The organism is Nitrospira calida, from assembly GCF_976986435.1.
In genome coordinates this window covers 2,666,122-2,693,043 of sequence record NZ_OZ335950.1, presented here as the reverse complement: position 1 = coordinate 2,693,043, position 26,922 = coordinate 2,666,122, and the positions used below count along the sequence as shown (strand labels likewise).

Here is a 26,922-nt window from a genome sequence, read left to right as displayed (position 1 = left end):
TGTCGCCGGCCATGTGGAGGCCAGAGGATGGCCCCTGCCACAGAGCACACCACAGAAGAAGCCTCCGCCTCGCCTCTCTCTCCCGACCAGGATACCGGGCTCCTCTGCCTGCTGCTCATCGCACGCTTCTATGACTTGCCTGCCGATGGCGCGCAGGTGCGCCACCAGTTCGGGGAGGCCGGCTCCCCGCTTGCCGATCGCGACCTGCTCCGGGCCGCCAAGCACCTGGGGTTGAAGGCCGGGCTTGTCCAAACAGAATGGGCCAAGCTGGCCGGCACGCCGCTGCCGGCACTCGCGAAGCGTCGGGACGGGCGGTATGTGGTGCTCGCCAAGGTCGAGGCTGAGAAGGTCTTGGTGCACGACCCCGTCGGGGGGCGTCCGCGGATCCTGGCGCGGGCGGACTTCGAACAAAGCTGGTCGGGTGAGTTGCTACTTTTCACCAAACGGGTGCAGCTCCGGCCGCAGGATCTCACGTTTGACTTCACCTGGTTTATCCCGGCGATTGTCAAATACCGTCGCTTGCTCAGCGAAGTCCTGCTCGCGTCGTTCGTCCTGCAACTGTTCGGACTCCTTACGCCGCTGTTCACCCAGGTCGTCATCGACAAGGTGCTGGTCCACAAGGGTTTCACGACCCTGCATGTGCTCGCCATCGGCATGGTCGCGCTGGCGCTCTTCGAGGCGACGCTGGGCGGACTCCGGACGTATCTCTTCGCCCATACGACCAACCGGATCGATGTGGGATTAGGCGCGCAGCTCTTCCGGCACATCCTGGCCTTGCCATTGGCCTACTTTGAAGCGCGTCGGGTGGGAGACACGGTCGCCCGGGTCCGGGAGTTGGAGCACATCCGGCAATTCCTCACGAGCAATTCCGTCACGGTGGTCCTCGACCTGCTCTTTACGGTCGTGTTCCTGGCGGTGATGTGGGTCTACAGCTCGCTGCTCACGCTGGTCGTCCTGGGGTCGATGCCGTGCTATGCCGTTCTGTCACTCGTCATCACGCCCATCATCCGGGTACGGCTGAACGAGAAGTTCAATCGCGGGGCGGAGAATCAGTCGTTTCTGGTCGAGGCCATCAGCGGGATTCAGACCGTGAAGGCGCTCGCCGTGGAGCCGCCGCTCCAGCGCCGCTGGGACGAACAACTGGCCGGCTATGTGCGGGCGAGCTTCCGGGCGACCAGTCTGATCACCGTGACCAGCCAAATCGCCTCGTTCATTCAGAAGATCACAACGATCGCTGTCCTCTGGACCGGGGCCTCTCTCGTCATCGGCGGAGATCTCAGTATCGGCCAGTTGATCGCCTTCAACATGCTGTCGAGCCAAGTCACGGGGCCGCTCTTACGGATCGTCAATCTCTGGCAGGAGTTCCAGCAGGTCGGCATCTCCGTCCAACGACTAGGCGATGTGCTCAACACCCGCCCGGAGCCCTCCTACAGCCCCAGCCGGACCACGCTGCCGCGCGTCGTCGGGCGGATCGTGTTTGACGAGGTCACGTTCCGCTATCGGCCGGATGGGCCGGAGGTCCTCCGCAAGGTGTCGTTCGCGATTGAGCCGGGCCAAGTCATCGGCATCGTGGGCCGCTCCGGGTCCGGCAAGAGTACCATCGCCAAACTGATCCAGCGGCTTTATGTCCCGGAACGGGGCCGGGTGCTGGTCGATGGGGTGGATCTCGCGCAAGTGGATCCGTCCTGGCTGCGGCGGCAAGTGGGCGTCGTGCTGCAAGAGAACTTGTTATTCAACTGCTCTGTGCGGGACAACATCGCGCTGACCAATCCCGCGCTCTCGATGGATCGCGTCATCGAGGCAGCGAAGCTCGCCGGCGCGCATGACTTCATTCTCGAATTGCCTGAAGGCTACGACACGATGGTGGGCGAACAGGGCTGCTCGCTCTCCGGCGGGCAGCGGCAGCGGATCGCCATCGCCCGCGCCCTGGTGGCCAATCCGCGCATTCTCATCTTCGACGAGGCCACCAGCGCCCTCGACTACGAATCTGAAGCGATCATACAGCAGCACATGGCCCAGATGCGCAAGGGCCGCACGGTGATCATCATCGCCCATCGGCTCAGCACGGTGCGGCCCGCTCACCGCATCTACGTCATCGAGAAGGGCGAGATCGTCGAAGAAGGCACACACGACGACCTATTGAAGCAGAACGGCTTCTATGCCCGGCTGCACACACATCAGGAAGGACGGTTTGCAGTGGGGTAGCCGCACGTCAACCCTCTCCCCACCGTGGGAGAGGGAAGGGTGAGGGGGGAAGAGAGAGCTTCTCGCTGCACCGCTCATCGCCACAGAGCGGCCACACGTGACGAGGGACAAATGATCAATCTCCGGCGCCATCTCGCCGTCTGGCGCGCGGCCTGGCAGGCCGAAGTCAGTCGGCCGCCGCGGACCATGCCCTCGGACAAGGCCATGGAATTCCTGCCGGCCGTGCTGGAGATTCAGGAGGCGCCGCCCTCGCCCATCGGACGGGCGATCCTCTGGGTCATCCTGGCCGTGTTCACGGCGGCGGTTTTGTGGGCGTATTTCGGTTGGATCGACATCGTGGCCACGGCCCAGGGCAAGATCATCCCCAGCGGGTACTCCAAGGTCATCCAACCGGTCATCCAACAGTTCGAGTCCGGTCTTGTCCGAGCCATCCATGTGCAAGACGGCCAGGTGGTGAAGCAGGGCGACGTGTTGATCGAGCTGGATCCGACGCAGAACCGGGCTGATCGCGACCGCGCGTTGAATGAATACCGCGCGGCGACGGTGGAGGCCTCACGGCTCCGGGCCCTGATCGCCGGCCGGAGCACGTTCGACCCGCCGGCGGATGCCGATCCTAAGTATGTGATGTTGCAGCGGCAATTGCTCCGCGATCAACTGGCCGAATATCAGGCCCGGGTCGAGGCGGCCCGGCATCTCATCGAGCAACGCAAGGCCGCGTTGGCGCAGACGCAGGAGAACATCCGGCGGTTGGAAGCCACCGTCCCGATCGAAGCCGAACGGGCAGCGGCCTACAAGCACCTGCTCGAGAACCAGTTTGTCTCCAAGATGGACTACCTGCAATTCGAGGAGCAGCGCATCGACAAAGCCCAGGAGCTGACGGGCCAGCAGAAGAAGCTCGTCCAGGATCGAGCGGCTCTCGCGGAGGCGGAGAAGCACTATCGCGTCCTGGTGTCGGAGTTTCAGCAAACCAAACAGGCCGAACTCTCCGCGACCGAAACGAAAGCGGCCTCCCTGGCACAGGAGGTGGTCAAAGCCGAGCAGCGCACGGACCTGCAACGCCTCGTCTCCCCGATCGACGGCGTGGTGCAACAACTGGCGGTCCATACGCTGGGCGGGGTCGTCACGCCGGCGCAGCCACTCATGATCATCGTTCCACAGGACCATCCGGTCGAAGTCGAAGCGCAGGTGGAAAACAAGGATGTGGGGTTTGTCAAAGAAGGCCAGCCGGTCGAGATCAAAGTCGAAACGTTCCCGTTCACGCTCTACGGGACGATTCCAGGCACCGTCCTCAGTGTCTCCGATGACGCCGCGCCGCTGGAGAAGGTCGGCTTGGTGTACCCGACACGGGTCAGCCTGGACCGCGCGACGATTCAGGTCGAAGGCAAACACGTGAATCTCTCGCCCGGCATGGCGGTGACGGTGGAGATCAAAACCGGCCAACGCCGGGTCATCGAGTATCTGTTGAGTCCGCTGCTGAAGGCGGTGAAAGAGAGTTTGCGGGAACGGTAAGAGCCCAAATCGTTTTATGACCAAGGCGGCGTCGTCGAGAACCTGATCGGCGCCGCGCCGAAGCTTGGCGATGACGAAATCCACTGGCGCAAGGAGTCGCACGCGAAGGTTGGGTTGGGAGATTCGTTGCTGGGGGTGCTGGCAGTGTGTGGACGATAGAACTCCGTGCGCAATGGGATGAAAGGAGGCACACGGAATGATGAGCCGCGTGTATGGGGTTATGGTTGGCGTGCTGACGGTCTTGCCCGGGGTTCTGCTCACGGCGTTTGTCAGCATGGCGGAAACGCCGGGGGAGCACTTTGAGAAGCAGATGAAGAAGTTTGCGGAATCCTGTGCAAAGCGGAAGCGGGTAGAGGCCGGGGATCGGACCTGCGACATCCTCAAGCTCAAACCCGCCGATCCGCTGGCGACGGAAGCAGGCCGCTTCGCGCACTCGATCAAAATCCCCAACCCTGTCCCTGAAGATAGTGGCTACAAACCCGGCATGACGCCGCAGGAGTATTTCGACCATCTCTGCAAGACGGAAGCGGGGGAGTTCATCTACAAGACGGTCGAAAATGTGGAGGGGCTGTACCTGATGCGGCCGCGGAAGGAGGCCACGGATGATGAGCTGAGTCATCTGTATGCGTTGGAGGATCCGTATGGACAGGTTGTTGGTGAGAGTGAGCTTCCACAGGACTCCTATGTTCAACCGGCTATGGGCAAATATGAGTTTCTCGAAATGCCGTTGAGCAGTCCTTTGACGACGGGTGCAGCCACCGGAAAATTCAAGCGATATTACCGCGACGCACTCGCACATACTGATCGCCAATATCAGACCGCAATCAATGGGCGATCGGTCTTCGTCCCATATGTCGTGGCGGAAGCCATCGTTCCGGCCCTTAAAAGTCGTTATGGCTTCACGTGGCGTGGGATTACCCGTCCGCATGATCGAGAATTCGGGATTGCTGGGGGCGAACTAGTTGTCCTTGATTTGCAAACTCAGGAGGTCTTGGCCGTAAGGCGCGGTTTTATTCGAAGTGGATGGATGAAAAATCTAACAGGCATCTGGTGGCTGACCAGCCGTGTTTGTCCAGGCCCAGGCGCTAAGCGCGAACATCTTTTTATCAAGGAAATTCTCAAGCCCGTAAACAGCTCCGCTTCAGGGAAGGAGAAATAACATGACGCAGATTCGCATCTGGCTCGATTTCGCTCTTCAGCAGATGGCTACAGAATCCTATATTCATAGATTTTTATCAGGAGAATTATCGCTGGAGCGCGTTCTGAAAATGGGAAACAACAATCTTCCCGGCGACCAATCCGGCACAGATGTCTTGCCCGGCAAAACCAGGATGACGACCCTGCAAGCGCAGCAATTCACCCAGCGCTACCAAATCCTCGACCACCACGCCAACGATGCCACGGGGTTTTCGGCGACGTTGCTGCGGGATCGGACGACCGGGGAATACACGCTGTCCTTCCGCAGCACGGAATCCGCGCCGGTAGCTGAAGGCGGGGATCGCGAGCGGGACCTCTTCGGGGCCGACGTGGAGATCGGCGCGTTCGGCTTCGCCTTTGGGCAGCTCGTCGCCATGGAGGCCTATTACCAGTCGCTCAAGGCGAGCGGGACGCTGCCGGTGGGGGCCGTGCTGAACGTGACCGGCTATTCCCTCGGTGGCCATCTGGCCACCGTGTTTACCGAATTGCACGAGGGCGACGTCACGCATACCTACATTTTCAACGGGCCCGGGCGGGGGCATGTGCCGGGGCTGGCTGCCGAGGAAACGCGCATCCAGGACATGCTGACGTATTTCCGGTCGGTCTTGGAGAATCCGGACAATGCGCTCGACTCTTTCCCCCGCGACACGACATACGACCAAGCCAAGGCGCTCTATGCCCAACAGGGATCGAGCTGGCGTCCGTTCGACCCAGGGGCGCCGACTCTTTACAGCGATCCCCGGTACGAGTGGGCGAAAGCGGCCACGCTGGCGCTGTTCTCGCCGACGGGAGTGGCCTCCTTGCCGTCACCAGGCGACGTGCAGGATCAGGGGCCCTTTGCGAAGATCACCCAACTCTACGGCCAGGCGACTACTGAGGATGTGCAGTTTGTCGCCAATGCGGGCGTGCATGCGCCGGCGATTCCTGTGTTTATCGAAGGCCAGCCGCTGATTGCGGGGATGCCGCTCCCGAGCTTCACCGAAAGCGGCAATACCCATTCCCTCACGCTGATCGTGGATTCGCTCGCGGTTCAGGAGCTGATCCAGACCATCGATGCTCGCTATGGGCAAGCGAGTGCGGAACTGCTGATCAAGGCCGCCTCCAATACCAAAGCGGACACGGTGGCACCGCTGAACGTGTCGGATGTGGCGGAGGGCGATTCCCTCGAAAAAACGGTCGATGCCTTTCGGAAACTCTTTCGGGACCCTGCAGTGCCCCCGGCGGATCCATTGCCCGTCAACTCGCGTGTGGGCGGATTCGGCGACCTGGCCAACCTCAACCAGATGTATGCGGCGATCCAAGAAGTCAAAGACCGCGTGAGTGCCCTGCAGGCCCAAGGGGTCGTCTTCACGATCGACGATTTGACAGACCCCGCGCTGGACCATGCCGCCATTCTGGCCATCGCCGATGCCAACACCCCGGCGGGGCTGGCCTATCGCTACGCGCTCAGAGAACTCAATCCGTTTGCCGTGGTGGCAAACACAGAATCCGCGAACGATGCGTTGTATGCCGAGCATGTGCAAGGCGGCGGCCTCGATGTGTTTGACGACGCGACGGGGACGGGTACGCTGACGGCTCGCTATCTCGATGACCGCGCCAGGTTTCTGAAGGAGAAGATTGCGCTCAATCAGCTTGACCACCAGACCTCCGAGGGGACCATTCATTTCACGGATGTGGCCACGGGTTATGAGATCACGACCGACTCGGTGCTGACCACGGACCGGCACTTCGTCTTCGACTCCGACGACGGCCATACGGTGGCCGGCGACAGCGCGGCCGATGAGTTGTTTGGTGGCGGTGGTCACGATGTGCTGTTGGGGCAGGGTGGCACGGATTATCTCGAAGGCGGCGCGGGCCAAGATATTCTCGTAGGCGGGGCCGGTGATGATGAACTGCGGGGCGGGACGGGCTTCGACACCTACCTCTACACCTCCGGCGATGGACTAGATCGGATCGAAGACGCGCACGGCCAGAATGCCATCTTCTTTGATCAGCAGCTTCTGCAGGGTGGAATTCGCGAGGCCGGTGGCGGGGCCTATACGAGCCTGGACGGGCGGTTTACCTATGCCTTCTCGGGGACCGATCTGGTAGTCAATGGGGTCCTGACCCTGAACGAGCATTTTCAGAACGGCCAGTTCGGGATCCGCCTGTTTGAGCTGCCGGCCTATGCCGCGGCCACGCGGAGCGAGTTTCTGAAAGTGGATCATTACCAGCAGATCGGCACCGATCCGGAGGGCAACCCCATCTACGAGCCGGTCCACGCGCCCTTCTTCGATGACAATCCGAACAACACCACGACCACGACCGACCCTGGGCGGCTGGTGCCGTCCATTGGCGACGACCACAACCTGATTCATGCGTTGGGTGGGAACGATATGGTGATCAGCGGGGCGGGCGATGATCAGGTGTACGGGGAGGAGATGATCGAGGGCCTGTTTGGAAGAGGTAGCTATGATCGTCAGTCCGTTTCGGTGGCATAAAGGGGACTAAATACTCAGTGGAGGCGAGCAGCATGCAAAACAAAGTATCAAGTCTGATGGTGACCATGATGGGTTGCTTTCTGGTCCTATCTTGTGTCTCGTTCGCCGAGACACCGGGGGAACGGTTTCGCAAGGTTGTGAACGAAATGGCTGAGCTTTGCATTTCTAAGAAGTTAAAGCCTACAGATTCACGATGCGCGATTCCGAATCTTAAACCGGCCGATCCACTTGCAACACCAGAGGGCCGCTTCGCGCACTCGATCAAGATTCCCAATCCGGTGCCGGAGGACAGTGGGTACAAACCCGGCATGGCGCCGCAGGAATACTTCGAGCATCTCTGCAAGACCGAGGCAGGGGAGTTTATCTTCAAGGCGGTGGAGAATGTGGAGGGCATCTTTCAGATGCGGCCACGAGAAGAGGTTATGGACTCGATGCATCGGCATCTGTACGCATTGGAAGATCCTGCTGGCTACTCATTAGACCCTCATACACCGCAAGATTATTTTGTCCAACCACCAATCGGAAAATATGAGTTCTTAGAATTGCCGGATCAAAGCACGGATAACTATAGGCGATATTATAGAGATCCAAAAGCAAGTACTGGCAGGACATTCTCAGCTTGGATTAACGGTCGTCACCAAAGGATTCCTTATATCGTTGCTACAGAAGAAACCCAAATGCTTAAAAGCCAATATGGTTATACATGGCGCGGCATTGATCGTCCAAACGATCGAGAGCTGGGAATTGCTGGTGGCGAGGTGATTGTGCTGGACGTGAGAACGAAAGAAGTACTGGCTGTGAGGCGAGAATATTTTCTTGGTGACTTACATCCGGCAGGGATCGGGTTTGAATGGAAGCATGGTTGCCCAAACGTTCCCAAAAAGATGACGAATGAATTCGTCCAGCAAGTGTTAAAGCCGAAGCCATCTCTTTGATTAGGAAAGGACAACAAACATGGAAAACAATAGCATCAGCATTTGGTTGAAATTTGCCCTGCAGCAAATTGCTGCCGAGTCATACTTGGATTTCTTCATCACAGGACAGAGAAGCTTGGTAGATGTGTTGCGGTTGGGAAACAATAAGCCAGGTTTTGGCGAAAACAATTACACCCGTATGACTCTTGGGCAGGCAACTGCTTTTGATAACCAGTATGACCTTGTCGACCATCATGCCAATGACGCAACCGGGTTTTCAGCGACGCTGTTGCGCGACCGCACAACGGGTGAGTACACCTTGTCCTTCCGCAGCACGGAATACCGCAATCCCGATCAGGGCGGAGATTGGTCACGAGATGGGTTGGGGGCTGATAGCGAGATTTTCAGCAAGGGATTCGCGTTGGGTCAGCTCGCTGCGATGGAAGCCTACTACCAGGAACTCAAGAACAGCGGCAAGTTACCTGCCGGTTCCGCATTGAATGTCACGGGCTTCTCGCTCGGCGGCCACCTTGCCACAATTTTCACCGAGTTGCATTACAACGACAGCGACATCGCTTTTGGGCACACCTACACGTTCAATGGAGCGGGACGGGGCCACATTACGGGAGCAGGAGCCACGGAGGCCGAGCGCATCCATGAGATGATCCGATTGTTCACGGCCATCGTTCAGGATCCTGACCGAGCTCTGCCCTACACGACAGCGGATGATCCGGCCTATCTGGCAGCGAGTGCCGCCGGGGCGGGTTGGAATCCGTTTACCCAGGGTTCACTGGAGAACGCCTATCTCGACCCGCGCTATGCACTGGCCAAACAAATCGTTCTCAGTCAGTACGACACGACCGGACTCAGTGCGAGTCCGGCTCCGGGCGAAGTGGGGACCAGCGAGGCTTTCCAACAGATCACTCAGCTCTTCGGGCATGCCACCCATAACGATTCCGAATATGTCGCGAACCGCGGGGTGCATGGAGCCGCCACCGCAATCTTTATTGAGGACCAGCCGGATCTCGATGGGTTCGGCGGTTTCTTTGGATTAAACGGCGATTATGGGACGACGCACAGCATCATCTTAATGGTGGATGCGCTAGCGCTGATGGAACTGTTCCAAACCGTCAATCCCAGTCTGACACAGGCGGAGATCGAGCAGATCTTCGCGGCGTCCTCGAACCAACGAGCTACAGGGACCACTGTTGGGTTATCGGGCACAGCGGAGGCTGACTCACTGGAGAACGCATTGGATGCCTTACGCAAGATCTACCTCGGAGAGGTGTCGAAGACTGAGTCGAACCCAGCAACGGGTGGATTCGGGGATATTGCGAGGCGCAATGAGTTTTACACAAATCTTGAGCAAGTGAAGGCCCTCGTTCTGCCGAATCCTGGGTCCCTTGTGCCCTTGGTTGGCCTACCCGTTGACGATGTCAAGGCCCGCGCGTTGAACGACATTGCCTATCGCTATGCTCTGAAAGAACTGAATCCCTTCGCCGTGATCGGTGTGGACTATTCACGATTCAATCAGAACGGTGCGCTGGACCTATTTGATGAACTCCTGGGGACCGGTGCCCTCACGCAGCAGTACCTTGAGGATCGAGCTCTTTTCCTGGCCGAAAAGCTTGCTCTGAATCAGGGCGATCTCGACAAGTCCCCCAATGGGATTCATTTCAAGGATGTGGCCAGCAAGTACGAGATCCAAACGACCTCGCTGTTTTCGATTGACGATCGGCAATTTCTCTTTGGCGGTGATGACAGTGACGCCCTTCAGGGAGAGGGCAAGGACGATCATCTCTTTGGCGGGGATGGTCACGACGTGTTGATTGGGCAGGGTGGCACGGATTATCTCGAAGGCGGCGCCGGCCACGATATTCTCGTAGGCGGGGCCGGTGATGATGAACTGCGGGGCGGGACGGGCTTCGACACCTACCTCTACACCTCCGGCGATGGACTAGATCGGATCGAAGACGCGCACGGCCAGAATGCCATCCTCTTTGATCAGCAGCTTCTGCAGGGTGGAATTCGCGAGGCCGGTGGCGGGGCCTATACGAGCCTGGACGGGCGGTTTACCTATGCCTTCTCGGGGACCGATCTGGTAGTCAATGGGGTCCTGACCCTGAACGAGCATTTTCAAAACGGCCAGTTCGGGATCCGCCTGTTTGAGCTCCCGGCCTATGCCGCCGCCACGCGGAGCGAGTTTGTGAAAGTGGATCATTACCAGCAGATCGGCACCGATCCGGAGGGCAACCCCATCTACGAGCCGGTCTACGCGCCCTTCTTCGATGACAATCCGAACAACACCACGACCACGACCGACCCTGGGCGGCTGGTGCCCCCCATCGGCGACGACAACAACCTGATCCATGCCTTAGGGGGAAACGACACAATCGTCAGCGGAGCGGGCGATGATCAGTTGTACGGGGAGGACGGGGATGATGAAATCTACGGCAAAGGCGGGCATGACCGCATTTACGGCGGGGCGGGCCACGATACGATCAATGGCGATGACTCGTTGACCCCTGTGACGGGGAATGACTATCTCGACGGGGGTGAGGGTGATGATCTGTTGCAAGGCAGCGCCGGGTCCGATGTCATCCTCGGCGGCGCCGGGAACGACAACCTGAACGGCGATGATCTGCAGGCCCTGCAGCTGGGCATCTATGGCAATGATTTCCTCGATGGCGGCGCCGGCGACGATGAGTTGCATGGCGGGGGCGGGGCCGATGTGCTGATCGGGGGAACCGGCAGAGACCTTCTGATTGGCGATACGACGCCGTTTCAGGGCGGCTCGCCCGAGATCGGCGGAGCCGATACGGTGGAGGGCGGCGCCGGGGATGATCGGCTCAACGGCGGTCTGGATGCCGACACCTTTTCGGTCCCCTTGGTCGGCGGGACTAGCAGCGACCTCATGACCAGACCGGTTTGTGATGGTGACTATTTCACAACTCTGAGAAAGGCGGCGTAGATGATTGCGCTTTCACTTCTGATCGGTCTGGTGGTCTACATCTTTCTCGCTTGGTTTAGCGTTCGAGTGGTCGGCTGGCTGGCCAACGTCTTGGCAGTAACGGCTACCACGAAGAGAATTTCACAGGCCTTAACTGTCGCGATCTTTGTGTTGATTCCGACATGGGACATTGCTCCAGGCAGAATTCATTTTGCGCGACTATGTGCGACCGAAGCTGGGCAGCAGGTTTTCAAGACGCTTCAGTTGGGAAGTGAATTCTTCTTGGCTCCAGGCGAGCCTGATACTTCAAAGAATGGCTCGCCACCGGCTAAGGGAGGGGAATTAAATCTATCAAAGGTTAGGAACCACTTCGAACTTGGCAAGGAACGTCAGAGCAAATCTTTTAATGTTACCAAGGTGAACTTTTTCATAAGAGATAGGAAAACAGGAGAAGTTTTAGGCAACGCAACCATTTTTGAATATTACGGGGGATGGCTCACAGACTATTTAAACGAACATCGATTTCCAAACGTATGTCCTGAGGAAAAGCGACAGCCCTATGAACCTCCCATTTACGTCATGCTATCTTCGAACGTCTTTAAGCCCATAACCTCGCCTCAGCAAAAGGGGGACTAACGATGCCGACTCCAATCAATATGTATTTTACCAGCGCTCAACTCTCAATGGCTGCGTACGCTAACCTGACAGTCGGGATGAGTCTCGACCAATACAAGCAAGAACTCGTCCGAGTCGGCTTCACTGATGACCTTGCGCAGGAATTCGTTACGCAATATTCCATCGCAGCCGACACCTTTTCCAATGCCCAAGGGCTGGCGGTTAACCTTTTTCAGAAGACTGGGAGCACGGAAAAAGTACTCGCCATCCGGGGGACGGAAGGTATCAATACTCTCTCGGACCTTGTGGCCGATGGACGCATCGTCATCGGTGAAGCCGCGGACCTTAATCCTCAATATGCCGCATTGAAAAACTACTATCAGCAACTCGTCGCGTCAGGGGTGTTGGGGACAATGAGTGTCTCACCGTGACCGGCCACTCCTTAGGCGGCTTTCTCGCTCAGGCCTTCACGATCGATTTTCCAACGAACGTCACGCACGCCTACACATTCAACTCACCGGGGTTTGGTGGTCTTTTGACGGACATTCTGGACCGGCTCGGGATTGCTGATACCGCAGTGCCTTCAGGACTCATCACTAACGTGCTTAGCCAGAACGGGTTCTCTGCCGCTGCAGGATTCGGGACGCTGGTTGGGACAGTCGAGAACATCTTCATCGAAGAGACCCTGAATCCTATCACCAATCATTCAATTGGAACTGCCACGGATGCCTTGGCCCTCTACGATCTGGTGTCTCGGGTCGATCCGCACGTATCGATCTCGTTCATCACCGGCATACTGAATGCTTTATCGAGCGTCAGTGCCAACAGCTTGGAATTCGGTCTCAACGCTTTCTCTAAAGCGCTACTAGGACCTGCTGCGCCGACCACAGCGATTGGCGACCGGGAATCCTATTACACCAATCTCACCGTGCTCCGCGACATCTTGCCGGCGACGAGCCCGTATCGCGTGGACAGTTTGGTTGAGGTGGCAAGCAGCACGGTGTTCAGTCAGGCTAAGGCCGCCACGCCGGATGGCTTGGCCTATCGCTATGCGTTGTGGGAGTTGAACCCCTTCGTCGTGCAGAGCGTGGAGTACCAAGCGCTGCATAATCAAGACGGGTCACTTGACCTCTATGATGCCACGACAGGCCAAGGGACCTGGACGCTGGTGGCGCTCAGCGATCGAGCAGAGCTGCTGGCGGAGAAGATCGCCTTCAATCAGAGGGATGGCAGTCCAGCGAGTGGGACGTTGTTCGTGGATGAGACGACCGGATTTCATAATGGTCGTGGTGCCACGGCGACACAGGTCGTGATTTTCGGCGATGCCGAGGGGCGGGAGATGCTGGGCCGGTCAGGCGATGACCGCATCTATGGCGGCGGTGGGAATGATGTCATCAATGGCCAGGAGGGGCTTGATTATCTGGAAGGCAATCAAGGAGACGATCAGCTTGAGGGCGGTGCGAAGAACGATATCCTCTTGGGCCAGCAGGGTGACGACCAACTCTGCGGCGAGGCGGATAACGATCGCCTCAACGGCGGGCTCGGCGATGATCTGTTGGACGGCGGCGACGGCCTCGACACCTATTTCTATCGTACCGGCCCAGGCCAAGATCGCATTGTCGATTCAGATAAGATCGGGGCCATCGTGCTCGATGGCCAGCCGCTCGCCGGGGGCATCTGGCGCCAAGGGACGACCGCAGATACGTGGGTCAGCCTCGATGGCCAGTTCACCTATGTCATAGTGAAACAGAGAGACCTGATCAATCGGAGGTTCAGAAGAAAGGTGGCGTAGATGTTTGGCTTAGCATTGCTCGTTGTCCTGGTGGTCTATGTTTACTTGGCGAAGTTCGTCGTCAAACTCGTCGGGCGATACACCGAGAGCAAGATCGTGAAGTATCTCACGATCGCTATCTTTGTGCTGATTCCGACGTGGGACATCATTCCGGGACACCTTTATTTTGGTCATCTGTGTCGAGATAGAGCAGGCATAAAGGTGCACAAGACGGTTGAAGTAGAGCAGAAGTATTTTTCGGCGAACGGACAACCAGACCGGAAGGAGCTTGGTGAAATCTATCAAAGCGGGAGCAAATTTGATGACCATTTCTCTAGGCTTTTCCATATCACTAAGGTGGAGACATTTGTCCGAGATATTCACACTGGAGAGATATTAGGATCAGCGACGCTCTTCCACTTTTATGGAGGATGGTTAGTCGCCTACCTGTTCCCTCAAGGTCCACCAAGTAGCTGTCCAGGATACGCTGTATATGATGATTTGTGGAAAGCTGTAATTAAACCGAAGCGAAACGTTCAAGTGGGAGGTATGTGAAATGGCAAATTTTATAAGCACTTATTTCCAGCAAGCTCAGTTCTCCTTGGCAGCCTATGCCAACTTGACGATATCAATGAATTCTAATCGGCAAGCATTTATAGACGCACTGAAGCTCGCTGGCTTCGCTGAGGCGCTCGCCACGCAATTTGCCGCCACCTATTCCATCGTCAGTGTCAGTCCGCCCAATCTGAATGGGTTCTCGGCGGTCTTGTTTCAGAAGAACGATGGGTCGAACGACCGCTTCCTGGCGATTCGCGGGACGAATGATCCTTTTGACGCCTTTACCGACCTCGTCGACATCGGGTTGCTCGGGAGTGCGGACATTCAGGCGCAATATGCCTCTCTGGAGGCGTTCTACACCCAGTTGAAGGATGAACTGAAGTTAACTCCTGCGGAGAGATTGATCGTGACCGGGCATTCCTTGGGCGGCTTCCTCGCCCAGACGTTTACCGCGGACCATGCCGACGTGGTCTCGGCCTACACGTATAACGCTCCGGGCATTGGGGGCTCGGTGCTGCAGGTGCTAGAAGTGCTGGGCGTCACCCCAGCCACATTGAATTTTCCGAACATCACCAATGTGGTCGGCCAAGGTCCTTCCCTGATCAGCGGGTTCGGGACCTCTCTGGGCACGATGGAGCGTGTATTCATCGAGGGGAGCCTCTTCGATCCCATCCACAATCATCGCATGACAACCATCACCGATGCGTTAGCGTTGTACGATCTCTTTGCCAAGGTGGATCCGACCGTGTCCGTTGCAGACGTCACACGTCTTCTGAAGGCCACCTCCGCGACCGCGGGCACCAGTTTGGAAACCGGCCTCGACGCGCTCCGCAAAGTCTTCCAGGGACCGACGGTGACGAGCACAGCGGTCGGAGATCGCAACGCGTACTACACGAACCTGGTCGTGCTCCGCGACATCTTGCCGGCGGCAAGCCCGTATCGCGTGGACAGTTTGGTTGAGGTGGCAAGCAGCACGGTGTTCAGTCAGGCTAAGGCCGCCACGCCGGATGGTTTGGCCTATCGCTATGCGTTGCGGGAGTTGAACCCCTTCGTCGTGCAGGGCGTGGAGTACCAAGCGCTGCATAATCAAGACGGGTCACTTGACCTTTATGATGCCACGACGGGTCAAGGGACCTGGACGCTGGTGGCGCTCAGTGATCGGGCGGAGCTGCTGGCGGAGAAGATCGCCTTCAATCAGACGGATGGCAGTCCAGCGAGTGGGACGTTGTTCGTGGATGAGACGACCGGATTTCATAATGGTCGTGGTGCCACGGCGACACAGGTCGTGATTTTCGGCGATGCCTCAGGAAATGATTTGATCGGGCGCGCCGGCGATGATCATCTCTATGGGGGCGCAGGGGATGATTCCATTCAAGGAGGTGAGGGGCGCGATTACATCGAAGGGAATGACGGGAATGATTTCTTGCTCAGCGGTGGCGCCGGCAATGACATTCTCCTCGGCCAACAAGGCAACGATCTACTGGATGGCGGGGTGAACGATGATCGATTAGATGGCGGGCTCGGTATCGATACGCTCAAGGGAGGCCCAGGCACGGATGTGTATTACTCTCGCAGCGGCTATGGCCAAGACATCATTGAGGATGCCGACGGGCTGGGCTCCATCCAGTTTGACCAGCGACAGCTCCAAGGCGGTCTTCGTCGAGCCAGCGATCCGGCCAACACCTACACCAGCCCGGATGGGCAGTTTCGCTATATGCTCTCAGGCACCACGCTGACGATCACGAGTCCCATCAATCCGGGGGACAGCCTCACGATCACACAGTGGCAGAACGGCCACTTGGGCCTTCGGCTCATCGAAGCGGGTGCCTTGCCTAATTACGACAACGGCCTGCCCACACGGACAGAGTTCACGCGCGAAGAGCCGGATCCGAACAATCCGGGGCAAACGATTCCCGTGCCGGTCTTTGATGACACCAATAACTCGTACACCATCGTCGGCGCGACCAACAACATCGTCCACGCCCTCGGGGGCGACGACACGGTGGGGAGCGATCTAGGAAATGACCAGCTCTTCGGCGATGCTGGGAACGATACGCTCTTGGGAGCCGACGGGCATGATCGGCTGTTCGGCGGGACAGGCAATGATGTGCTATCAGGGGATGAGACGGGAGCCGCCCCCGGGCAGGATGTCTTGGACGGCGGTGACGGGGATGATCAACTGTTCGGCGGTGCGGGGGATGACGAATTACTCGGTGGGGTCGGGGACGATCATTTGCAGGCCGACGAGGCGGGTGTGGCGGGCAATGATTGGCTGGAGGGTGGAGCAGGAAGCGATGTGTTGCTCGCGGGAGCGGGCAATGACTGGCTGGATGGCGGGACGGAGACGGATCTCTTGAAGGGCGAGGATGGCGACGACATGCTCTATGGGGGCGACGGGGACTGGTTTGATGAGTTGCAAGGCGGCTATGGAAACGATGTCCTCACCGGCGGTGACGGCAACGACAGTCTGTTTGGCGACGGTCCCAACTTCGCGACGGCGTATGATGCTTCCTTGGACGGCAACGACAGCCTCGATGGCGGCGAGGGGAACGACTTTCTGTTTGGTGGCGGCGGGAGCGATTTCTTGGTCGGCGGCGCCGGTCATGACTGGCTTGCGGGCGACTATACGAATCTCCTCTTCGATACGGGCGGACATGATCTGCTGGACGGCGGCGAGGGGGATGATCGGCTCGAAGGTGGAGCGGGGGATGACATCATCTATGCCGGGATTGGGGATGACACGCTCTTTGGCGACAATCCCAATGGCCCGACGACTACGGGAGGTAATGACTTTCTGGATGGAGAAGAGGGAAACGATAGCCTGCGTGGAGGGAAAGGGCGCGACACGCTGTACGGGGGACTGGGCGACGATGTCCTGTTCGGTGAGGAGGGCGATGATGTCCTGGATGGCGGCGCCGGGGTCGATGTGCTCGATGGCGGAACGGGTGATGATCTCGTGCACGGCGGCGCGGGCAACGACCGTCTGTTTGCCGGGCAGGGGACGGATACGCTCTTCGGTGATGAGGGGGATGATTACCTCAACAGTGGCAATGAGTATTTGGACACCGGCAACTCGGTGCTCATTGGCGGCGCGGGCCACGATATCTATGTCGTGGACAGTGCTGCCGACACGGTGATTGAAGAGGCCGCGAGCGGCACCGACACCGTCGAGAGCTTTGTCAGTTACACCCTCCCGGACCATGTAGAAAATTTCCTGGCCGCCGCAAACGGCCTTATCGGCACCGGCAATGCGTTGGACAACGAGATGCGGGGAAGTGGCTCCGCCACCCTGGATGGCCGTGCCGGTAACGACACGCTCATCGACGGGCGTACCTATGTGTTCGGCCACGGCTACGGGGTTGACACGATCGTCGAACACGATTCGAGTAGTGCCCCCTATTTTCCCGGCGGGGTCGGTGATGCGATCCAGTTCGCCGCCGATGTCCTGCCTGGCCACGTCCGGTGGCAGCGCAGCGGCGAGGATTTGATGCTGAGCCTTGATGGCACGACCGACCAGCTCCTGATCCCGTCGTTCTACACGGTCGCCTTTAACCAGGGCACCTATCTCTTGTCATCCAACATCTTTCTGCCGGGAGCCATGGTGACGGCGGGCGGGAATCCCTACTATGTGGCGCCCTCGCAGGTCGAGCGGGTCCAATTCGCCGATGGGACGGTGTGGGGGCCGGAGGCGTTCGATGCGCCGATGATCGGGGCCTACCATGCCAACACGTACAGGTTCGGGCGTGGGAGTGGCCAGGACACGATCATCGATTTTGATTTTACCAGCGACCAGGTGACGGATCTGATCGAAATGGGGGCGGACGTGTTGCCGAGCGACCTGACTGTCAGCCGCGTGGGGGATACTTTGACCCTTAGCATCGACGGGACATCGGACCGGCTCACGGTGCAGTCGCACTTCGCCTCGGTCTTTGTGCGGCCCTCGTTCTCGTTCTCCGGGATCACCGTCCCCGCCTATCGGATCGAGGAGATTCGGTTTGCGGACGGGACGGTTTGGGATGCCGCGGCCATCAACAGTCAGGTTCGGGATATCACCGGCACCGAGGTCTCGGAGTTTCTGCAAGGGAATGGGAATGACAATACGATCCTGGGGCTGGGAGGCGACGACACGTTGCATGGGCAAGAGGGCGATGATCTGCTGGATGGGGGAGCCGGCGACGACACGTTGTTCGGCGGGATCGGCGCGGATACCTACCTCTTTGGCCGAGGCAGCGGCCACGACACGGTCTACGACGACAATTTCAACGGCGCGGAGATCGACACCGTTCGGCTGGCGCCTGACGTGACGCCGGACGAGGTCGCCCTGCAGGCGAATGCGGAGAATGGGCTCGTGCTCGGGATCACCGGCACCAGCGATCAGCTCACCCTGCGCTTCTTCCTGGACGGCCCGTTCTACGAGATTGAACAAATCGCCTTTGCCGACGGCACGATCTGGGATACCGCAGCAATACTGGCCAGGGCCACAGGGCTCTTGCTAACGGGAACCGAGGATTCGGACTATGTACCCGGTACGGCACTGAACGATGTGTTGGTCGGATTGGGGGGGAATGATTTTCTGGACGGCCGGGAGGGCGACGACACGCTGCGCGGGGATGCCGGCCAGGACGAACTGGCCGGACGGGCCGGGGCGGATCTCCTGGAGGGCGGGGCGGGCCACGACACGTACTACTTCAACCCCGGCGATGGCACGGACACGATCGTGGATATGGCGGCGCCCGGCGAAGGGAATCGGCTCGTGTTCGGCGAGGGGATTGCCCAAGCCGATCTCAGGCTGACGCAGAACCCGAACACCTTGACGATTCGGGTCGGCACGGGCGGCGAGGCGATTCAGCTTGTGAACTTTGATCCTACCGGTGCGAACGGCTCGCTGGTGGTGGAAACGCTGGCCTTTGCCGACGGCAGCGAGGTGGCGTTGGCGAGTCTGCTCACTCCCACGATCCCCGGGACGGAAGGTGACGATGTTCTCTATGGCACCAACGACAGCGAGATCATTGATGCGTTGGGGGGCAATGATTATGCCGAAGGCCGGGGCGGCAACGACCAGGTGATTGGCGGGATGGGCCATGATCAATTGTTCGGCAATTCGGGCGATGATGTGTTGGTCGGGGGGGCGGGGAACGACCGGCTCTATGGCGAGTATGCCTACGATATCGGAGACACGCCGGGGAATGATCTGCTGGACGGGGGCGAGGGGGATGACAGTCTCACCGGCAACGGGGGACATGATGTGCTGCTGGGCGGCGCGGGGAATGACGGCCTGGCCGGCGGTGACGGCGATGACCTTCTGGATGGCGGGCCGGGGGACGACATCCTCACCGGCGGGGTCGGCGCGGATACGCTGCGGGGCGGCGACGGCGATGATTGGCTGATCGTCGACGGCGAGGATCTCGACGTCGATGGCGGGGCCGGCTCCGACACCGTCTCCGTCCAAGGCGTCAGGGGGGCGACGCTCGATCTGGCGACGGTGGAACAAGTCTTCGGCGGGGCGGGCGATGACCTCTTCACCAACAGCGCCCCGGACCGGCTGGTGAATCTCTCTGTGGAAGGTGGAGGCGGTCACGACACGGTGATAGGCGGCGCGGGCCATGATCAGCTCTTTGGTCGGGCGGGGAACGACACGCTGGTGGGCGGCGCCGGCCATGATACGTTGGGCGGAGAGTATGCGTACGACGTCGGGGATGGATCAGGGAACGATGTGCTGGATGGCGGCGACGGGAATGACACCTTGTTTGGCGGGAGCGGCGATGACCTCCTGCTGGGCGGGGCGGGCGATGATGCGTTGTATGGAGACTATGCGGGAGGCTCCGGAACGGGGAACGATGTGCTGGATGGCGGCGACGGGGATGACACCCTGTACGGCAATGCCGGGGCCGATACCTTGCTGGGCGGAGCCGGGGACGACACGCTGGTGATGGACGCGGAGGATATCCAGGTCGAGGGCGGCGCGGGGTACGACCGGCTGCTGGTGCAAGGGGGCGGGGGCGTGACCGCGGACCTGGCGACGTTCGAAGAGGTCTATGGCGGGGCCGGCGACGACGTCTTGACCCACAGTGCGCCGGACAGCACGGCGGCGCTGTCTGTGGAGAGCGGCGCCGGGGACGACCAGGTCACCGGGGCCGCAGGCAACGACTTGATTTACGGCCGGGCGGGGAACGACACCCTGGTAGGCGGGGCGGGCCATGATCGCCTCTATGGCGAGTATGCGTATGATGTGGGCGACGGCGCGGGCGATGATGTCCTGGATGGCGGCGCCGGTGATGATTACCTGCAGGGCGATGCGGGGAACGATACGTTGCTGGGCGGCGAGGGCGATGATCAGCTCATCGGCGGTCCGGGCAACGATACCTTGATCGGCGGCCCGGGCAACGACTCGCTCAATGGCGGGACCGGGAATGATTACTACCACTTCGATATGGGATTTGAACAGGACCTCTTGAACGATACGGATGCGATTCCGGGGAACACGGATACCGTGTTGTTCGGGACCGGTATCAATCCGCTGGATTTGATCTTGCGTCAAAATGGCAACGATCTGGAGATCGCGCGATACAATTCCACGGATCAACTGACGATCCAGAACTGGTACACCGGCGCGTCCTCTCAGACTGAGGTGATCCAAGCCGGCAACGGGCAGCACCTGCTGAACACGCAAGTCGAGCAACTCATTCAGGCCATGGCCGGGTTCAGCGCCCAGACGGGCCTCACGTGGGAGCAGGCCATCGCCCAACGGCCGGAGGACGTGCAGGCCATCTTGGCCGCCAACTGGCAGTAAGCTCACGGGCGGGGATGCTCTGGCTGGCGCTTCTCTGGGTACTCCTTGCGTGGGGGAGCGCCGCGCCCGCTCTTGTCGCCCAGGACGCCCGCCTTCTCGACCCTCCCGGCGGGCCATTCGCACTTGATCTTCCGCTCGCCTGCCAAGTCGGCGAGACCTGCTGGGTCGCCAACTACGTGGACGTCGATCCCGGCAACGACGCCAAAGATTTCCGCTGCCACGGCCGCACGGACGATGCCCATGACGGGACCGATTTTGCGATTCGTGATCGGGCCGTTATGGAGCAAGGCATTCCGGTACTGGCGGGCGCTCCCGGTGTCGTCCGGCGGGTTCGAGACGGCATGGAGGATCAGCCCATCACCGATGACACCTCACGGGCGCGTATCGCGGGTCGCGAATGCGGCAACGGGGTGATGATTGATCATGCGGGCGGCTGGCAGACCCAATACTGCCACCTGCGCCGCGGCAGTGTTCAAGTCAGGGTAGGCGAGCGGGTCGATCGCGGAAGCCAGCTTGGCCTTGTCGGCCTTTCTGGAAAGACGGAGTTCCCGCACGTGCATGTGACGGTCCGTCATCATGGCCGGGTGGTCGATCCGTTTACCGGGCAATGGGCGAGCGCCGGCTGCGGACTCGGGGGAAAACCCCTCTGGCGTGATGACGCGCACATTTCGTATGAGGAAGTGGCCCTCTACAATGCCGGCTTCTCAGGAGAGCCGCCGAACGTGGAGGCGATTCGTGGCGGTCGAAATGAGAACGATCTGCTGTCTTCCGCCGCGAAGGCCTTGGTGCTCTGGGTGGATATCTTTGGCGTCCAGGCTGGTGACACGATCAGGTTTCGCATCATTGGCCCCGATGGGAAGTTGGTGCTCGACCATGAAACGCGGATTGACCGAACCCAGGCGCGACGCTTTGTCTTTGCCGGACGAGGTCGGCAGACCGGTGCTTGGCAGGCTGGGTCCTACGTCGGCAAAGTCACGCTCCTCCGAAGCACCGGCGGCCAACAGGGAGAGCAGAGCGTCACTCGGCGAGTCACTATCGAGTCAGGTCGGACAAAAAGGAAGTCTTCATCACTGTTCCTCTTTCCTGATCTCCGGCAGGTAGCCGGCAGAGAATTGAGTGAGGTGCCGGAAACGGTTTTAGGAAAAAGGCCTGTGAGTGTTAACTATCGGGCAAACCATACGGATTTTCAGTCCGAGCGCGTGACCGACCACGACGCTCTTCTGAAGGGATAATCCTACATCTTCTGCGCTTCGTCCGGCACGGGTTCTCAGCTTGCCCGCTCGCAACCCCAATTACCACTGGAGAAATACCGGCCGATTGATACTCTGCGGCGCTGGCACAGCGGTTGCTGAGTTCCGGAGTGCCGTGTGTACCGCGCGAATCGCACGCTCACGGCGGAGGAGGATGGCCTATGGCGTTTGCATGGACGTGGCGAGTCTTTCAGGCCTATCGGAAATGGAAGCATGCGACCACTCCCGTGCTGCTGAACACCGAGACCGGGGAGCTGGTCGGATTCGATACCTACGCCAAGCCAGGGGAGGGGAACTGGGTGCTGCGCCGCCCGCTGACCTTGCCCGGGAGCACGCTGCCGCTGTTCCTAACCGCGAAACTGTCCACGGGCAACGAGTCTGCCGCCGGTGAAAGGTGCTCGCACACTTCCGACCAAGGGAAACAAGAGCCTTGCTGAACAAAGCCCCCCGGGCCAGAGCACCGGCGCATCATCGCGTCTCCGCCGAGGCGCCTCCGTTACCCGGTTTGCTTTCCTCCGGTTGGTCTTCTTTCCTGTTCGCGAGCAGATAGTCGGCGGCGAATTGGGCAAGGTGCCGATTGAGCTGATCGAGGACGCTGGTCTTGGCTTTGTCGCGGGTTCCAAACACATACGACTGAAGATCCCAGGCCCGTCCGGCCGTCAGCAGAGCCGTGTCCTGGAAGACCGCTTTCCGAGTCACTTCGATCGCGATGTGTCCGAAGAATCCCTTGAAGGTGTCCGTCGACGCATCCTGGAGAAACACCTTGCAATCGATACGGTCCGGACATCCGGGTTCGATCTTCAGGCGCGGCGCGTGGGTCCTCAGTCCGGCCCGGATCGCTTCCCGCAGCACGTCGGTCGTGATGCCGAAGGAGTCGCCAACTTCCCAGACGGACGCTTGGACGGACACGCAGTCGAGCCGGCTGAGAAACGGATCGGCAGCGACGGGGTGCGGGATCAACCACAGCAGCGCAGAAAGCGTCCACACTGCGCGGCGCGTGTGAACGTGAAATGGCTCGCGGGCGTCCATAGTGCGCATGGGCTCCGTGACCTCACCGGCTCCGTACCGGTTTTGACGGGGATTCCAACGCTCCTATCGGCGATCTCGATGCCTGACAAGCTAGGCTTCCTTTCTCGCCATGTCAAGCGGGGTCGTCGGATCTGGCCTGCCGATGCCCACAGCGGGAAACGAATCCCCTTGTAGGAAACGTGTATTTGCAAGACATAAAGGCCGTCCAGCCCTATACTGCCGATAGCCACGCAGTAGGGAACTCAGAATGCGGCAATCGGGTCGGCGCCGTTTCGAGACGCGTAAGGTCTTCCTCTCCCACGCTTGCCGATGGCCAAATCTCCCGCACAGAAGTTCGCCGCTCTCGTAGAGCGAGCGCAAACCATGCCATTGGCGGTGATGACCGCTGGGGTTGTGCTGACTGTCGCGCTAATGGCATTGGTCGGCTGGAACGCCTGGGACGTGTTCGAGCGCATCCGGTCAAGCGCGCGCATCGAAGTGCAGTTCCAGAGACTCAACGGCGATATCGTCTACCTCAATGAAGCGCGGACCATGTCGGCGCGGATGGCCTTGCTGATGGACGACTTTCAATGGAAGACCCGCTACCGGCGGTTGGAGCCCCAGTTGGCGGGCGTCATTCGGGAGATAGTCGAACTGGCGGGCGACACCGATGCTCGAGAACCCGCCGTAGGAATCGATAAGGCGAACCGCAAGCTGGTGGAGATGGAATCCCGTGCGTTCGCGCTGCTAGGGCGGGGACAGCGCCGGGCCGCCGCGGCGCTGTTGTTCGGCGACGAATATGAGAGGCAAAAACAACACTATGACGAAGCAATCCGGCTGACTGTGGAGACTGTTCGCGCGCGGATCAGGAACCGATTCATGGAAGTGCAGGGGCAATTCCTGGTTGCCGTCATCGTCTGGGTGATCTGCCTGGTGCTTCTCGTGTCGGCCTGGATCACCATTCTGTCTCTCGTGCAGCGATACCATGTGGGCCGAGACCGGACGGAGGCGGAACTTGCGTCGGCACGGCGGCAAGGCCTCTTGATTCTCAACTCGGTGAATGAAGGCATTCACGGCCTTGATGCCGAGGGACGGATTCTGTTTACCAATCGGGCGGCGGCGACGCTGTTCGGCTATGACGAACACGAACTGATAGGGAACCAGGCCCACCGACTTATCCATCATCATCATGCGGATGGCCGGGACTATCCATGGGAAGATTGTCCGGCGTTCCGGACGTTGCACGACGGCGAAGCGCGACAGGTCACGGGCGAGGTCTTTTTCCGCAAGGACGGTAGCAGCTTTCCGATCGAGTACATCTGTTCCCCGATACGGGACGAATCCGGAACGATCACCGGCGTGGTCGTGTGCTTTCACGACATTACGGCGCGCAAGCAGGTCGAGCAGCGGCTCCGCGAGAGCGAAGAGCGTTTTCGCCTGCTGGCCAAAGCCACAAACGATGCCATCTGGGACTGGAATCTGGAGACCAACGAACTCTGGTGGAACGAGGGCTTCGAGGTCCTGTTCGGCTATCGGCGGGACGAGGTGGAGCCGACCATCGAATCGTGGACGACCCGCATCCACCCCGACGACTATGATCGCATCGTCCCGGATATTTACCGTGTCATCGACGGCCGCGGCGAACAGTGGTCGGGGGAATATCGCTTTCGGCGCAAGGACGGCGCCTATGCCTACGTGCTGGACCGCGGCCACGTCATTCGCGATCCGTTCGGCACGGCCGTGCGTATGGTGGGCGGGATGACGGATCTGACCGAACGGAAGAATCTGGAAGCCCAGTTGCTGCACAGCCAAAAAATGGAAGCCATCGGTCGGCTGGCAGGAGGCGTCGCGCACGATTTCAACAATCTGCTGACCGTCATCAACGGGTATTGCGAACTCTTGCTGGAAGACAGCCGTGATGCCAGTCGAGGTCATGTCGAGCAGATCGCGCTGGCGGCCGAACGGGCCGCGACATTGACCAGCCGCTTGCTGGCGTTCAGCCGGCGCCAAGTCGTGCAGTTCAAGGTGGTGGACCTCAATGCCGTGCTGGAGAACGCCCGCAATCTTCTGATCCGGCTTATCGGCGAGCCCATCGAATTGGTCATGGTTTTAGATCAGGCGCTGGGGTGGGTCAAGGCCGATCCCGGCCAGATCGAGCAGGTCATCATGAACCTGGCAGTCAACGCGCGGGATGCGATGCCGCAGGGCGGGACGTTGGCGATTCGAACCGCCAACCTCGAGCTGGAGAAGCCGGACATTCACACGCGGTTTACGGTGCCGCCGGGCTCGTACGTGATGCTCGTGGTGAGCGACACGGGCGTCGGGATGGACGCGGAGACGCAGGCGCGTATTTTCGAGCCGTTCTTCACAACCAAAGCTCAGGGGGAAGGAACGGGGTTGGGGTTGTCCACGGTGTACGGGATTGTCAAGCAAAGCGAGGGGTATATCCTCGTGGACAGCCAACCCGGCCGGGGAGCGACCTTCACGATCTTGCTGCCCCGAGCGGCGGGGGAAGCTGTGACCCCCGAGGGGGTGCCGTCGGAACACCGACCGATGCGTGGGCGGGAGACCGTTCTCCTGGTGGAGGACGAGGACATGATCCGCGATCTCGTCCGGCATATTCTCGAAGCGCACGGCTATACCGTCATCGCCGCGTCGAGGGGGGAGGAAGCGGTGGAGCTCGCGAAACGCCACGACGGTTCGATTGATCTGCTGGTGACCGATGTCGTGATGCCAGGCATGAGTGGGCGGGAGCTGGCCGATCGGCTTGGCCGCTCCCGCGCGAATCTGCGCGTGCTGTATATGTCGGGGTATACCTACAACGAAATCGGCCGGCACGGTGTACTGGGGTCCGATATTGCGTTCATTCAGAAACCATTTGCTCCGGACGGGCTGATGCGAAAGGTGCGTGAGGTTCTGGACGCACCCGTGCCGCGTGAGCATGCCGCTGCCGGGGGAACACCGGTGCTGTGATGTTTCCCATCCTGCCCGAAGCCGTGACCACCGTGAGCCGCAGCGGGGCGGTTGGCGTGGGCTGGCTTGCGGTCGCCACGCTGGCTTTGGCGGGTGGCGAGCTGTATCAGACGGTGATGAGCAAGGAACCGAGAGTCTGCGAGACGATGGCAGAGGTGTTGAACCGCGACGCGGAGTGGGACGGCAACCTCCGCTATACGCACGACGTCTTTCGGCGCATCGCCTGGACTCCCGTGAAGTTACGCGGGCAGGCGCCCCGTGACGGACGGTGCTCGACGTTGGAGCAGGCGCGGTTCGACCTGGACAACGACGGCCGGGAAGACCTCGTAATCCGCAGCAGTTTTTGCATGCGCGGCCTGCCCAGCGACAGCCTCTACGTGTTCCCGCCGGACAGCGAGGTGCTGGAGCAGGCGACCTGGCAGGATCTGAGTCCGCTGCATGCGACCGCCGACAAATTCGAGCGGACGGGCGGAGCCTATGCGCTGAAGGAGTTGCCCGCCGAGGACACCCGGAGGAACGCAGCGCCACCAGCCGGCGTCTTCACGCTGCGGCCGTTCATCTTTGACCAGATCTCCTATGTCAGCCTGACGGACGCCCGTCGAGCCTGGATCGTCGTCGCGAAGTATCAGCAACGCGGACGCCTCCAGGATCTCTGTTATTTCCATGCTCCCTCACGGGAGCCCCGTCCCATCCAATGACGCA

General features: G+C 59.9%; 16 protein-coding genes. 15 read left to right on the top strand and 1 reads right to left on the bottom strand.

Annotated elements, in window-relative coordinates:
* The first annotated feature begins 27 nt into the window (after window positions 1-27).
* From ACWHTU_RS13250 to ACWHTU_RS13190, 13 genes are all read left to right on the top strand, one after another.
* Window positions 28-2,205, top strand: coding sequence for a type I secretion system permease/ATPase (locus tag ACWHTU_RS13250; protein ID WP_447859847.1), 2,178 nt, complete (start codon window positions 28-30; stop codon window positions 2,203-2,205).
* Window positions 2,206-2,316: 111 nt separating this feature from the next.
* Entirely contained in the window at window positions 2,317-3,714 is a 1,398-nt protein-coding gene (locus ACWHTU_RS13245) for an HlyD family type I secretion periplasmic adaptor subunit (RefSeq protein ID WP_447859846.1), read from the top strand.
* Between the two features lie 196 nt (window positions 3,715-3,910).
* Window positions 3,911-4,873, top strand: a complete 963-nt coding sequence (locus ACWHTU_RS13240; protein ID WP_447859845.1) for a hypothetical protein — start codon at window positions 3,911-3,913, stop codon at window positions 4,871-4,873.
* Between the two features lies 1 nt (window position 4,874).
* Complete coding sequence (locus ACWHTU_RS13235; RefSeq protein WP_447859844.1) at window positions 4,875-7,391, top strand: hypothetical protein; 2,517 nt, start codon at window positions 4,875-4,877, stop codon at window positions 7,389-7,391.
* A gap of 32 nt (window positions 7,392-7,423) precedes the next feature.
* The gene (locus ACWHTU_RS13230) at window positions 7,424-8,326 is read left to right on the top strand and encodes a hypothetical protein (RefSeq protein WP_447859843.1); all 903 of its coding nucleotides are present in this window, start codon (window positions 7,424-7,426) and stop codon (window positions 8,324-8,326) included.
* Between the two features lie 19 nt (window positions 8,327-8,345).
* Complete coding sequence (locus ACWHTU_RS13225; protein ID WP_447859842.1) at window positions 8,346-11,276, top strand: calcium-binding protein; 2,931 nt, start codon at window positions 8,346-8,348, stop codon at window positions 11,274-11,276.
* Window positions 11,277-11,891, top strand: a complete 615-nt coding sequence (locus tag ACWHTU_RS13220) for a hypothetical protein (protein WP_447859841.1) — start codon at window positions 11,277-11,279, stop codon at window positions 11,889-11,891.
* Between the two features lie 2 nt (window positions 11,892-11,893).
* A complete protein-coding gene (locus ACWHTU_RS13215) occupies window positions 11,894-12,301 on the top strand; it encodes a hypothetical protein (protein WP_447859840.1) in 408 nt (135 codons plus the stop codon).
* Window positions 12,298-13,662, top strand: a complete 1,365-nt coding sequence (locus ACWHTU_RS13210) for a calcium-binding protein (RefSeq protein ID WP_447859839.1) — start codon at window positions 12,298-12,300, stop codon at window positions 13,660-13,662. The genes ACWHTU_RS13215 and ACWHTU_RS13210 overlap by 4 nt, the downstream gene beginning before the upstream one ends.
* The gene (locus ACWHTU_RS13205; protein ID WP_447859838.1) at window positions 13,663-14,196 is read left to right on the top strand and encodes a hypothetical protein; all 534 of its coding nucleotides are present in this window, start codon (window positions 13,663-13,665) and stop codon (window positions 14,194-14,196) included.
* Window positions 14,197-14,272: 76 nt separating this feature from the next.
* A complete protein-coding gene (locus ACWHTU_RS13200) occupies window positions 14,273-20,989 on the top strand; it encodes a calcium-binding protein (protein WP_447859837.1) in 6,717 nt (2,238 codons plus the stop codon).
* Window positions 20,990-21,003: 14 nt separating this feature from the next.
* Window positions 21,004-22,221 (top strand): M23 family metallopeptidase, encoded by a 1,218-nt coding sequence (locus ACWHTU_RS13195; RefSeq protein WP_447859836.1) that lies wholly within the window; start codon window positions 21,004-21,006, stop codon window positions 22,219-22,221.
* Window positions 22,222-22,400: 179 nt separating this feature from the next.
* On the top strand, window positions 22,401-22,676 hold the full coding sequence (locus tag ACWHTU_RS13190; RefSeq protein WP_447859835.1) for a hypothetical protein: 276 nt from the start codon (window positions 22,401-22,403) through the stop codon (window positions 22,674-22,676).
* 31 nt (window positions 22,677-22,707) lie between these two features.
* Here the strand turns inward: ACWHTU_RS13190 and ACWHTU_RS13185 are convergent, their stop codons facing one another.
* Window positions 22,708-23,277: a hypothetical protein gene (locus ACWHTU_RS13185; protein WP_447859834.1), complete on the bottom strand. Its 570-nt coding sequence runs from the start codon at window positions 23,275-23,277 to the stop codon at window positions 22,708-22,710.
* A 300-nt stretch (window positions 23,278-23,577) separates the two neighbouring features.
* On the opposite strand from ACWHTU_RS13185, the gene ACWHTU_RS13180 reads away from it, so the two are divergent.
* Entirely contained in the window at window positions 23,578-26,220 is a 2,643-nt protein-coding gene (locus ACWHTU_RS13180) for a PAS domain S-box protein (RefSeq protein WP_447859833.1), read from the top strand.
* A complete protein-coding gene (locus tag ACWHTU_RS13175; protein WP_447859832.1) occupies window positions 26,220-26,918 on the top strand; it encodes a hypothetical protein in 699 nt (232 codons plus the stop codon). Before ACWHTU_RS13180 ends, ACWHTU_RS13175 begins: the two co-directional genes overlap by 1 nt.
* The last annotated feature ends 4 nt before the right edge of the window (window positions 26,919-26,922 follow it).